A 12,838-nucleotide genomic window follows, 5' to 3' on the forward strand; every position below is an offset into this window, starting at 1 on the left:
CTGAATAATAACATTTGTGCAAAAGGTAAGTCATCGCACGCAAACACAAAGAAGGCACTAATCCTGAAAGGATGGAGGGTGCCTTCTTTTGCGTTCCAAACGACCAGAGCTAATGGATCTCGGACAACTTCGATCCGGGGGCGTGCTTCCGAACTTTTCGTTCTGAGATGATTGAACCCAGGAGTGTTAACACCGCACCCAGCATGGTAATCCAAGTAATGGGTTCATGCAGCAGCAGTGCAGAGGCTAACAATGTAATTACAGGCACCAAATAAATGTAAACACTGGTTTTCACTGCTCCCAGATGGCTTACCGCCCTATTCCAGGTTACAAAACACAATGCAGAAGCGCCTACCCCGAGAAAAAGAAGATTGGAAAGGTTGGTCAGATCGGCTAACCGCTCCATGTCAAAATGGAATTCGAACAGGAATAAGGCAGGGAGCATGAACAAAAGCCCGTAAAAGAACACTTTGCGTGTTGCACCAATGGTGTGATAGTGAAGATCGCCTATCTTACGCATAAGGACGGAATAGATTGCCCAGACAGCAGGAGCCACAAAAGCAAGCAGATCGCCCAGCGGATTCAGCTGCAGGCTGTAACTCCCATTGAACGCAATGATCACAATGCCTGTCAAAGCAATAGCAAAACCGACGACAAAATGCCGAGATAACGGCTCATCCTTCAGGAAGAAATGCGCAAGCACAGCGGTGAAGAAGGGCGCAATGGACACAATGACACCTGCGTTTGAAGCCAGTGTGAATACAAGCGCGATATTTTCGATCAAAAAATACAATGTGACTCCGCACAGTCCGGCCGCCATAAAAAGCATCTCATCCCGGACCGTTGATATCCGCATCACACGAGGGTAGATCAGAAACAACACCACATATCCAATCAGAAAACGAAACAACAGGATTTCCACAGGTGTGAAGTCGATGAGCAGAATTTTAGTGGAGATAAAGGTGGTCCCCCAGATCAAAATCGTAAGCAAGGCGAGCAGGTGACCAGCCGTATGTTTATTTTCACTCATCGTGAAACACGGTCCTGCAGCCGTTGGGACTCGTATTCGTGGTTAAAAATTCGATGATATTGTTTGGGCGTCAAGCCGATTAGTTTTTTGAAAAAGTTCGTAAAATGGCTCTGATCGCTGAATCCCGTCTGGGCGGATACCTCAAGCGGCAGCGTTCCTTGTTCCAATAAGCGCTTGGCCTGATTAATACGAATAGTTTCCAGATACCGATACGGCGAGATGCCTTTTTGGCGAGTAAATAGACGCACCAGGTGATACTTGCTCATTCCACTTAGGTCGGCTAACACATTGAGCGATATACTTTCCATGTAATGAGACTCTATGTATTCGCAGATACGCTTGATTTCAATTGTGACATCCTGAGAAGAGACGGGGGATTCAGCATCCGCATAATCCCGAAGCAGCTGTTCCAGCAGCAGGAGCAGCAGCTCTTCTTTGCCAAAATCGGATTGCTCCTCCAAAATCATCAAATGCAGGTCATGCAAAGAGCCGACCAATTCGTGTTGATAGAGTACGGGTGCTGTAAAGTGTGGCAAATAGTCTAGTCCGGTAATTTCGCGGGTGTATTCTCTCATGACCTCTGGCTGGATGTTGATACAGCGATAATCGAGCGTTCTTCCGTCAATCCCTTCACAGGCATGGGGGTCATGAGGGTTAAATACGATCATGTCGCCTGTATTCAGCACATACTCCTGATTATTGCAGACCAGATGTCGCTTGCCCTGCTCAATAAAACCAATGACGTAATAGTCATGAAAGTGATTGGGGAATTTCTGCATAATACCCTGGAATTGATAAGCTTCAAGCTGCAGATCGGTATCAAATACAACGGTTCGTACTTCACGATTCATGCTGCACCTTCTTTCTCGTAAGTTCTTGTCAGTATAAACTGAAAAGAAGGTTAGTTCTTGGACGATATTGCTCCCTCGCAGCTATTAATAGCAGGGAAACAGCAAAAAAGAGCAGATTTCCTGCTCTTTTTCTGTTATCCCTCTATAGCGTACTACTTATATAACCTCATGGGAAGGCTTTTAAGAGATTGTCCTGCTGCAGACGGGATCAGGTGGTCTTCCAGCATGAATCCGCTGACGGGTTCAATACTTGAGAAGGTTTGCAAAAATGTCGTCAAAACAATTTTGGCTTCCAGCCTAGCCAGAGGTGCACCCAGGCAGAAGTGTGTTCCGAAGCCAAAAGCGAGCTGTTTGTTATTGTTCGGACGATGAATATTCAATGTGAATGGATCCTCGAACATGTCCTCATCCATGTTGGCTGCACTCATCCAGGCTACGATGGCGTCTCCTTTTTTGAGTTCAACCCCAAGCAGGTTATTATCCGCCTTGACCATGCGGTCCATTTTACTGATATGGAAACGGTACCGCAGCATTTCTTCCACTGCATTTCCAACTAGCTCTGGATTATCTCTCAGCTCCGTGTACAGTTCAGGCTGATCATAGAGCAGCGCATAGAAGGAATTGGCCAACAGGTTGCTTGTCGTTTCTATTCCTGCGCCCAGAATGAACATGGTGGTGCGTACAATTTCCTCATCCGTAAAATGTTCACCATCCACTTCGACCTGGATCAGGTCCGAGATAATGTCCTCGGCAAGATTCGTTCGTTTGGACACAACAAAAGGGTAAAGGTATTCGAAATATTGCTGACCCGCAATTTTCTTCATTTCATTGATATGGCTAAAGGTTGCATCCGTTGTTGGCATGAAGAGAATATCTACCCATTCCTTAAATAAGAGCCTGTCTTTGGAAGGAATGCCAAGCAGATCAGACATGATGATTACTGGAAACATACTTGTGTAGGCTTGTACAATATCCACCTCGGGAAGCTGAGAAAATTCTGCGACTAACTCGTCAGCTGCAGCCTGAATGCGCGGTTCCCAAAGTTTGAGACTTCTTGGGGTAAATGCACTGGCCAATAGTGATCTTCGCTTGCGGTGTTCCGGAGGATCGACGTTGTGAATATCCAGCTTGTCCGGAATGTGGTGCTCGCTGTCCGCACCTTCTCCCTCACTTGAATACCCCACGTTCACAATCGATCTTTCTCTTACACTGGAGAAATGTTCATGATCATTCAATACGGTTTTGACCAAGTCATACTTGAACACATGCCAGGAATCCGTCTCTTCGTTGTAAACGACAGGTTCCTGTTTGAGCATGTGGCGATACCAACGATAAGGGCTAAACTCTTCTTCTTTCGATTGGAATTTCGTGATTTCAGACAGAGATATAATCGTACTCTTCTTCATTCATCTTACCTCCTTAGTTGGGGTCATTGACAAATATAACAAACAAGAGTACTTTAATTCAAGTAATTTAAATTATAATAATAAGGTGGAGTAGAGAGTGAAGAGCATGCTGAAACATAAAGGAGTCAAAGCGGGGATATTCATGATTGTGTTCTATCAGATTGTGATGCTGACCGTTTTCATGTCCGGATATAGCGCCATCCCCAAAACGTAACGAATCTTACGGTGGCCATCGTTAATGAAGACCAACAATCCGGTCCTGAATTTGTTCAGAAGCTGCAAGAGCAGCTCCCGTTTAATATCGTAACTAATGAGTCGCTGGAACAGGCGAAGATGGGTCTGGAAGACCGTGATATCCATATGGTGATACGTATACCTGGTGACTTTACGGAGAAACTGTCTGAACAGAGCGGCGAAGCACAGCTGGAATATTTGATTAATGAATCTAACCCAACGACAATTACCAGTTCGATGAAAAGTGTAGCAGCAGAAATTACCGCTCAGATCAGCGCACAGGTTCAGGCTCAAAGCTTCGAAGCGGTATTGAACGGAATGCATGTTCCTGCGGATCAATCCAAACAGATTGTGGAATCAACCACGGGCAAGGTCTCATCCAATATCGTCATGAGCAACCCACAGCCTGCCGGTATGCAAAATCAGATGGCACCGATGTTTATTACGATGGCGCTCTATGTTGGAGCCATGATCTATGCCATGCAGAGCGTGGGCGGAATGCAGCAGCTGCGTGCACAAATGGGAAAATGGAAAGCCTTTTTTGCCCTCCGGGGGGCGAACCTGCTCATTTCCCTGATTGCTCCTCTGGTTGGAGTAGGCATCTATTTCATGGTTCAAGGATATGGGGTTGAAGTCTTTCTAAAAATGTGGCTGGTGCACAGTCTGCAATTATTCGTGTCGATCGAATTTACAAGTATCTTCATCATGCTTCTCGGTCAAGGAGGTATGCTGATCAACATGATATTCGTGCTTAGTCAATCCATTGCCAACGGTACGTCCATGTCACCCGAAATGATGCCTGGATATTTTAAATTCGTCAGTCAGATCACGCCGATGTACTATTCCACGCATTTGGATTACAATATTCTCTTCGGCGGTGGCAGAACGGCCCATTACGCCATTGGATTAGCGCTGGTTGGACTGGTCGCTTTCGTTCTCAATGCAGCCATTCACCATTTCAAACAGGCCAAGCAAACCAATCCGCTGCAAGAGTCTTCACAACAGCCCGCTATCGTATAAAATAAGAAATACAAGGGCTCAGGCGAATTTGAAAGAAGCTGTGCCCTTGGTAAGAGCAGAATGGGGGCAGTCACATGTCAATTCAAATATTTATTCTTGGTGCATTAAGTGAAGGGAATTGTTATCCCTATGATATTAAAAAGCAAATAGGCAAACATTTGGATCAGACCGAGGCCAAAATTACGGAAGGGACGATCTATTACAATTTCGAAGTGCTGCATAAAAAGGGGCTAATCGAGAAAATTGAAACGATCCAGAGTGAGAATAGACCAGACAAGACGATGTATGGGATCACCGATCAAGGGCGGCTCGCGCTGGAAGAGAGCATCTATAAAGTGTTTCAGAAATTCACGACCATTCAGTCCCTTTATGCAGCTCTGGTTAATCTGGATAAGGTGGATAATCAGAAGATTGCATACCTTATTGAAGATATCATCGTGAAACAAAGAAAAAAACTCGATTATATTGACGAGCAGAAACCAGAGGAGATCGATGTAAGTGAGGATTTGATGGATGCTCTGTGGCTGATGAGGGATCATGCTTATCACACGATTGAGAGCAACATTGCATGGTTGGAGAAGCTCCTTCACCATGTTCAGAGCAGGGCGTTAAGGCATTAAGCGCGTTTAGCGTCACTGTGTCTGCGTAGAGGTGCGTCAGGTCAGCGACAGTCTGGCTTTGAACGCGCCTTTTTTCGTCTATATTGCGAAGCAGAACCAGGAGCGCGGATTGAAACAAATGGTAAAAACCTATAGAATCTGAACTATGTCGTAAATGAATATTTTGTAACGAAGGAGAGGGAATTTCATGTTCGAACATCTGGTGGTATTCAAATTCAACGATAAAATTACGCCGGCAAAACAGCAGGAATTTGTCTCACAATTGCTAGCCTTGCAGGACGAGATTCCTGGGATCATTGATCTGACTGCCGGGATCAATGTAACGGAAGAGACGGATCATATTCAGGGATTCACACTTGGATTAAGAGTGACGTTTGAAGACCAAGAAGCCTTGCGTGCATATGGTCCACATCCCGCCCATCAGGCTTTTGTAGCTTCCCTTAACGGATGGGTAGAGAATGTTATTGTAACGGACTTTCCGATCCCTTCGAAATAAGACAGGTCATGAAGGAGAACACTGATGATTAAAACGATTGAACAGCAGGCTGGCACATGTAGTGCTGGCTTTTTTCTTTTCTCCTGATATTCAGTAAAAAATGTAGTGAGATGTTATATAATATTACACTAAAAATCCGGCGTTTTGTTTCGTTTGCCCAAAAAGATACGATCTCTTTATCTCCTGTAACAATTCTCGTTCATGTATCATGGAAGTTTTCGAAATAGTTTATATAATGTGAATCAACATAACATGATTATTCAGTGCGATGGGTTGATTCTAATTTCGGGGGCGAGCGCGGATGAACGAAACAAAAAAGATGAGAATTTTTTCACTGGGGATTCAACATGTATTGGCAATGTATGCCGGGGCTATTCTGGTACCTTTACTCGTGGGAAGAGCTTTGAATCTGACTGCAGAGCAGCTGGCATATCTGGTATCCATTGACCTGCTCACATGCGGTATTGCAACGTGGCTGCAGGCTCGGAAGGGAAAGTATCTGGGCATTGGTTTGCCGGCAGTACTCGGTAGTTCATTTGTAGCTGTTACGCCCATGATCGCCATCGGATCTCAGTATGGTATTCCAGCCATTTATGGGTCCATCATAGCAGCCGGTTTATTTATCGTCATCTGTGCCGTATTTTTCAGCAAAATCGTCAAGCTGTTCCCTCCCGTTGTCATTGGTACCGTGGTAACCATTATTGGTCTAGCACTTATTCCTACCGGTATTAAGAATATGGCTGGTGGGGCAAACAGTGAGAACTTCGGAAGCTTGGACAATCTGGCACTTTCTTTCGGAGTACTGCTCTTTATTTTGGTACTGAACCGGTATGCTCGGGGTTTCGTTAAATCTCTTGCCGTCCTGATTGGCATCATCGCTGGAACTCTCATTGCGGCCCTCATGGGAAAAGTGAATTTCTCTCCTGTACAGGAAGCGTCATGGTTCCACTTGCCACAACCCTTTTATTTCGGAATGCCAACATTTGAGCTTGGCCCGATTATCACAATGATCATCGTAGGTACTGTCGTGATTATCGAGTCAACAGGTGTGTTTATGGCTTTGAGCAAAATTTGCGATCAGCCCATCAATGAGAAGGATCTGGCTCGCGGTTATCGTGCAGAGGGCTTGGCTTTTGTACTTGGCGGTATATTCAATGCCTTTCCATACAATACATTCGCGCAGAATGTCGGGCTCGTACAATTGTCCAAGGTGAAAACAACAAATGTCGTGGTTGCAGCCGGAGGCATACTGGTCTTCCTCGGACTCATTCCGAAGGTAGCGGCATTTGCAACCATTATCCCAAGTGCAGTATTAGGCGGTGCGACAGTGGTTCTGTTCGGTATGGTCGTATCCTCTGGAATCAAAATGCTGCAAACCGTCGATTTTGGCAAGCAGTCCAACCTGTTGATCGTCGCTTGTTCGGTTTCGCTCGGGCTTGGTGTCACAGCCGTACCAGACCTGTTTGCCCAGCTGCCACAAAGCATTCGGATCATTGTGAGCGATGGTATCATTACAGGAAGTCTGTCAGCGATTCTGCTTAATATCTTTTTCAACCTTGGTTTCAAAAAGGAAAGTCTGCCTGTTCAGCCTGTAGCGGGAACTCAGGAGGCACATACCTGATTCCATCTTAACTGAATAATAGCGAATTAAACGAGTAAGCCCACATAGGATTCATTGCTGGAAAGAGTGGAAAATATCCTTCTTCCTAATGAATACCTTGTGGGCTTATTTGGCTGTCGGATGCGATGAAACATGCAAACACCCTACAAATATGCTAAAGTTTCCTTATGAACATATGATATGTTCATCATTTCGAAATTCCATGCGACTACATAAATGAGCATTGGTTCACACAGGCTACATGAATACAAACAGAGGAGTTCCTTTGTTGAGGAGAAGGAGTGGAGTGCACATGGAAAAGGATAAGTTAGGGGCAGGCTGGAATTTGGACAATAGTTATGCCCGGCTGCCGCAGACCTTTTATACGAGTCAGGGTGCAGTACCGGTACAGTCACCTGAGCTTGTCATCTTAAATGAAACCCTTGCGACCAGCCTCGGACTGAATGCTGAAACGCTGAACAGCAAGGAAGGGGCAGCAATTTTTGCAGGCAATGAAATTCCGCCTGGAGCCGAGCCTCTGGCTCAAGCTTACGCAGGCCATCAGTTTGGCAATTTCAACATGCTTGGTGATGGACGGGCATTGCTACTGGGTGAACAGATTACGCCACAGGGCGAGAGGGTGGACATTCAGCTCAAAGGTTCGGGCAGAACGCCATACTCCCGTGGAGGGGATGGTCGGGCAGCGATCGGACCGATGCTGCGTGAATATATTATTAGCGAGGCCATGGAAGCACTAGGTATCCCTACAACGAGAAGTTTGGCGGTAGTGACTACTGGAGAAAGCATTTTTCGTGAAACGGAACGACCGGGTGCCATATTAACCCGTGTGGCCTCCAGTCACATCCGCGTGGCAACCTTTCAGTATGCAGCTAGATGGGGAACTGTAGACGAACTGAGAGCACTGGCGGACTATACGCTGGAACGGCATTTTCCTGACATTCCTTTAGATCATAACCGTTACTTGAACTTCCTCCGGGAAGTCATCAAACGACAGGCTTCGCTGATAGCCAAATGGCAGAATGTTGGATTTATACATGGTGTCATGAATACGGACAATATGGCCATCAGTGGAGAAACGATAGATTACGGCCCTTGTGCATTTATGGATGCTTATAATCCGGCTACAGTCTTTAGTTCAATCGATACGCAAGGCCGTTATGCCTACGGCAATCAACCCTATATTGCGGGCTGGAATCTGGCTCGTCTTGCCGAGACATTACTGCCGCTGCTGCATGATAATGAAGATGTGGCCATACAGATTGCACAGGATGCCATTTCCCAATTTTCAGAGCAGTATCATCATGAATGGTTATCCGGCATGCGTGCCAAGCTGGGATTATTGACAGAAGAGGACGAAGATGAAACGCTGATGAAAGATCTTCTGGAACTGATGGAAAAGCAATCGGCGGACTTCACGAATACGTTCTTAGCTTTGACTTTTGATAAGTGGGAGAACTCGAATCTGAACGAAGCACCGGAATTTGCGGAATGGAACGAACGCTGGAAAGCCAGACTGGGCCGGCAGTCTGAATCAAAAGAGGCTGTAGAGCAATTGATGAAGAGCAGCAATCCTGCAGTCATCCCACGGAATCATAGAGTGGAAGAAGCGCTCGAACGGGCAGAGAATGATGGGGATTATAGCGTAATGAATCAGCTGCTAGCCGTTCTCCGGAAACCTTACGCACATACACCGGAACAGGAAGAATACGCCACATTGCCGGCGACCTGTGATCCATCTTATCGGACATTTTGCGGAACCTGATGGGAGTGCAGATTCAGCATTCAGATTGAACATTTCAGATTAAAAAATACAATCATGAGTTGCAATAGGTACCTTGCGAGTACAACAAGCAACCTGGTGATCACGAAGAAGCTGCCACCGGCAGCTTTTTCATGATCAGGTCATGGGGAATGCAATTTAAATGAATTACAGGTGGTGAGCTGCCATGTCAGATGTTTTAACCAAACAGGAATTAGCAGTCAAGCTGCTTGAACTGTTATCCCTAACAGACTTTGACCAAGAACAGAGCAATACATATGTTAACCGTCTATTGGAGCCTTTCAAATGGGAAGGTGTGCCTTATGTTGAAATGGAAAGTGGAACCTATATCGTCACCATCTATGAACGTGGAATGCCCATGTTGGAGAAAAAGTTGAAGCAGACCGAGATGGTTATCTACTGGCTGCTGGAGGATATTATTTTTACCACGGTGCATGTGGAGATGTTGAAAAAATATGATGTTGATAATATCAACACGCATTTGAAATATACGAGCGAAGTGATACATGAAATGGATCGCAACGTAACGAACGCTTTTCAGCAATTGGGAGAACCCTATTTGCACTGGCATCAAATCGGTAAACGCCAGGAACTGGAGAGCATGCAGCCTAGGGGAAGGGATGAAGGGCATGACTAATCAAGATATCAATGATGTATGGTATGATTATGCGTTGAAGTTTGTAGACAAAAAGAACAAACAAGAACAGGGATGGTCGGGATTAACATCCGAGGAACAGGAGATTGCAGCCCTATGGCTGTTGGAAGTAGACGTATATAACGGTGGGTTCATTCAATTTTTCTGCAACTGGGGAGAAGAAGCATATCTTCATGTTTTGCGGGCATTACATACGATTGGTGCGAACCAGGTGCTGGGCAATATTCAGGAGCAGTATCGCTTGATAGAGCATTTGGCGGATGATGAACGGCTTACAGCATTATGGGACATTCCCCGTTTACTCACGACAGAAGAGGAACTAAGGTTGGATACTCTGGATCAGCGATTGTGGGATAACGAGGATCAAATTGCGGAGAAGGCATACACGCATTATCATAGGAAGCTGAATATAGAGGCATAGTATAAAAGATCAGAGTCTCTTTTGCTGTACTGTGAGCAGATTAAATACAGGCTCTTGCAATGGGTTGAACGTTCGGCTATACTGGCTATAATCTAATACATGAATTACGTTGATGGAGCGCAGTAGCGGCTTTGTCCCTGTTACAGAAAGTCAGGGGTTGATGGAACCTGATACATACAAGGGCTGCGAATTACACTCTGGAGTACTTGGGTAATGCCAAGCGGAATGGGCAAACGATATATTGCCAAAAGCGGTATGGATGATGCGTAAGCATCTGTTCATGCAAGTTGGGTGGTACCACGGTTATGATAATCGTCCCTATGTCTAATGAAGACAAGGAGGCGATTTTTTTGTGTCCAAAAAAGCTGCTCCCATCTGTATCTTTGACCATTAACGTAGTCCATGACTGAAGAACGATTAGAAGAGAAAGGGGTTGTTTGGGTTGAATATTATTGATGAACTTGAATGGCGTGACGCCATAAACCAACAGACGGATGCGGAGGGGCTGCGTGAGCTGACCGAAACCAAGTCGATATCCTTGTACTGTGGGGTTGACCCTACTGGAGACAGTATGCACATCGGTCACCTGATTCCGTTCATGATGCTGAAACGTTTTCAACTAGCGGGACATCGTCCGGTAATCCTGATTGGGGGGGCAACGGGTACAATTGGTGACCCAAGTGGACGTCAATCCGAGCGTTCGCTGCAAACACTGGAACAGGTCCAAGAGAACGTTAATAAGCTGACAGCACAGATGAAAAAATTGTTTGTAACCGAAGGCGACAACCAGGTTCGCATGGTAAACAACTACGACTGGACACATCAAATTAACGTCATCGAGTTTTTGCGTGATTACGGGAAAAACTTCAATCTTAACACGATGCTGGCAAAAGATGTCGTGGCAAGCAGATTGGAAGGCGGAATCTCGTTCACCGAGTTTTCCTACCAGATCCTGCAGTCTCTGGATTACCATCACCTGTTCAAAAACGAGGACGTGCAGCTGCAAATCGGTGGTTCGGATCAATGGGGCAACATCACGAGCGGTCTGGATCTGATTCGCAAGAAAGAAGGATCTGAAGCAAGAGCATACGGTTTGACGATCCCTCTGATGCTCAAAGCGGATGGTACGAAGTTTGGTAAAACAGCTGGCGGCGCGATCTGGCTGGATCCGGAGAAAACGACACCGTTCGAATTCTACCAGTTCTGGGCGAATACGGATGATCGCGATGTCATCAAGTACCTGAAATACTTCACCTTCCTCAGCAAAGAGGAGATTGAAGCTTTGGCTGAAAAGGTAGAGACTGAGCCGCACAAACGTGAAGCGCAGAAGGCACTCGCCGAAGAAATGACAAAATTCGTTCACGGCGAAGAGATGCTGGAGCAAGCTAAACGTATTACCGCAGCCCTCTTCAGTGGAGATATTCGCTCCCTGACAGCCGATGAGATCGAGCAGGGCTTCAAGGAAATGCCTACATTTGAAACAGACGGCGAAGCCAAAAACATCGTGGACTGGCTGGTGGATCTGGGCCTTGAGCCATCCAAACGTCAAGCACGTGAGGATGTCACCAAAGGTGCGATTTCTATGAACGGAGAGAAGATTACAGAGCTGGAATTCACAGTGTCTGCGGAGCATGCAATTGGTGGCAAGTTCATCATTATTCGTAAAGGCAAGAAGAACTACAGCCTTGTGAAATTGAAGTAGGAACGTACCGTATCATGAATATCTTGGGAAGAACAACGTTAGTTTAAATTCCCAGGATATTCATAACTCTTAAGTAAACAAAAGGGCCGTCTCCACTAATGTCAATGACATTAGGGAGACGGCCCTTTAACAATTCATCCGCAAATAATTGATTTGATTATTGATTCACAATGGCTGTAATCTCTTCGTCCAGATCAAGCCTGACGTTTTCACGGTAAGCCCGGATGTTGTATTCGCTGTGCAGGTAGCGCAGGATCGCTTCTATCATGTTGGATTCAACCAAGTATTGACTACGGCCTTGAATCCAGACTTCAGCGGAGTATCCCGTATCTTCTTCCCAGCTCAGTTCAACATTGACATCGGTCGGGCGCACACCTTTGCGTTCAGCCATGTGAAGACAGATTGCATTAACAATCTCATCCATGCTTAGAACCATAATGATTAATACCGTCCGTTTCTGTTGCGGTCATCATCATCACGATCGTTGCGGCGGTCATAACGACCATCTGCAGCCGGTTTACGGCGATTCGTGATCGCTCTGAAGAGTGCCATTGCCAGCATCACAATCAGCATAATTGCAGCGACGTTGACAAGCAATCCAAGAATGTTTCCGAGGGCTCCCATGCCGCCGAACAATCCGCCGAACAGCATACCTGCCAGACCACCCAGCATCATGCCTTTCATGAATCCACCGCCACCGCCGAAGAATCCCCCACGGTTCGTTGCAGCTGCACCAGTACCCGATTTGTTCGAGTTCGATTGGCTCACATTATTATTGTCGGATTTCTTAGGTGTGTTGGTATAACTTTTCGTACCTGACTTGAAACCGCCACCACGTCTTGCGTCAGCAGAATCCGGATTTGCTACGCCAACTGTTGCGAACAACAGAGTGAAAGCCATAAAAACCATCATCAGATGTTTAATTCCAAATTTTTTCTTCATTGTAAAGATCGTAACCCCCCGATTAAATTGTGTGATTAGCCCTAAAAATGGGCCTTACTC

13 protein-coding genes and 1 other annotated feature are annotated in these 12,838 nt (G+C 45.9%); of the genes, 8 read left to right on the forward strand and 5 right to left on the reverse strand.

Annotated elements, in window-relative coordinates:
- Positions 1-109 precede the first annotated feature (109 nt).
- The 3 genes from ABIC22_RS20720 to ABIC22_RS20730 form a co-directional block, all read right to left on the reverse strand.
- The gene (locus ABIC22_RS20720) at positions 110-1,030 is read right to left on the reverse strand and encodes a DMT family transporter (RefSeq protein WP_354483454.1); all 921 of its coding nucleotides are present in this window, start codon (positions 1,028-1,030) and stop codon (positions 110-112) included.
- Positions 1,027-1,881 carry an AraC family ligand binding domain-containing protein gene (locus ABIC22_RS20725; RefSeq protein WP_354483456.1) on the reverse strand — a complete coding sequence of 285 codons (855 nt, stop codon included), beginning with the start codon at positions 1,879-1,881 and terminating at the stop codon, positions 1,027-1,029. The genes ABIC22_RS20720 and ABIC22_RS20725 overlap by 4 nt, the downstream gene beginning before the upstream one ends.
- A 152-nt stretch (positions 1,882-2,033) precedes the next feature.
- Positions 2,034-3,287 (reverse strand): cytochrome P450, encoded by a 1,254-nt coding sequence (locus ABIC22_RS20730; protein WP_354483458.1) that lies wholly within the window; start codon positions 3,285-3,287, stop codon positions 2,034-2,036.
- 225 nt (positions 3,288-3,512) lie between these two features.
- Between ABIC22_RS20730 and ABIC22_RS20735 the strand changes: the two genes are divergently transcribed.
- The 8 genes from ABIC22_RS20735 (at position 3,513) to tyrS (ending at position 11,836) form a co-directional block, all read left to right on the forward strand.
- On the forward strand, positions 3,513-4,541 hold the full coding sequence (locus ABIC22_RS20735) for a YhgE/Pip domain-containing protein (protein WP_354483460.1): 1,029 nt from the start codon (positions 3,513-3,515) through the stop codon (positions 4,539-4,541).
- Between the two features lie 74 nt (positions 4,542-4,615).
- On the forward strand, positions 4,616-5,161 hold the full coding sequence (locus ABIC22_RS20740) for a PadR family transcriptional regulator (protein WP_354483462.1): 546 nt from the start codon (positions 4,616-4,618) through the stop codon (positions 5,159-5,161).
- A 187-nt stretch (positions 5,162-5,348) separates the two neighbouring features.
- Positions 5,349-5,657, forward strand: a complete 309-nt coding sequence (locus tag ABIC22_RS20745) for a Dabb family protein (protein WP_095357344.1) — start codon at positions 5,349-5,351, stop codon at positions 5,655-5,657.
- Between the two features lie 301 nt (positions 5,658-5,958).
- Positions 5,959-7,278, forward strand: coding sequence for a solute carrier family 23 protein (locus ABIC22_RS20750; protein ID WP_154893779.1), 1,320 nt, complete (start codon positions 5,959-5,961; stop codon positions 7,276-7,278).
- A gap of 292 nt (positions 7,279-7,570) precedes the next feature.
- Entirely contained in the window at positions 7,571-9,040 is a 1,470-nt protein-coding gene (locus tag ABIC22_RS20755; RefSeq protein WP_127536675.1) for a protein adenylyltransferase SelO, read from the forward strand.
- 184 nt (positions 9,041-9,224) lie between these two features.
- Complete coding sequence (locus ABIC22_RS20760) at positions 9,225-9,695, forward strand: Imm63 family immunity protein (RefSeq protein WP_354483465.1); 471 nt, start codon at positions 9,225-9,227, stop codon at positions 9,693-9,695.
- The gene (locus ABIC22_RS20765; RefSeq protein ID WP_354483467.1) at positions 9,688-10,134 is read left to right on the forward strand and encodes a DMP19 family protein; all 447 of its coding nucleotides are present in this window, start codon (positions 9,688-9,690) and stop codon (positions 10,132-10,134) included. The genes ABIC22_RS20760 and ABIC22_RS20765 overlap by 8 nt, the downstream gene beginning before the upstream one ends.
- A 100-nt stretch (positions 10,135-10,234) precedes the next feature.
- Positions 10,235-10,457 (forward strand) — a binding site (T-box leader).
- Between the two features lie 119 nt (positions 10,458-10,576).
- Entirely contained in the window at positions 10,577-11,836 is a 1,260-nt protein-coding gene (gene tyrS, locus ABIC22_RS20770) for a tyrosine--tRNA ligase (RefSeq protein WP_354483469.1), read from the forward strand.
- A 157-nt stretch (positions 11,837-11,993) separates the two neighbouring features.
- Here the strand turns inward: tyrS and ABIC22_RS20775 are convergent, their stop codons facing one another.
- Entirely contained in the window at positions 11,994-12,272 is a 279-nt protein-coding gene (locus ABIC22_RS20775; RefSeq protein ID WP_095286418.1) for a YxcD family protein, read from the reverse strand.
- 5 nt (positions 12,273-12,277) lie between these two features.
- Positions 12,278-12,778, reverse strand: a complete 501-nt coding sequence (locus ABIC22_RS20780) for a hypothetical protein (RefSeq protein ID WP_354483471.1) — start codon at positions 12,776-12,778, stop codon at positions 12,278-12,280.
- Positions 12,779-12,838 lie beyond the last annotated feature (60 nt).

The organism is Paenibacillus sp. PvP094 (assembly GCF_040546835.1).
GTDB lineage: Bacteria > Bacillota > Bacilli > Paenibacillales > Paenibacillaceae > Paenibacillus > Paenibacillus illinoisensis.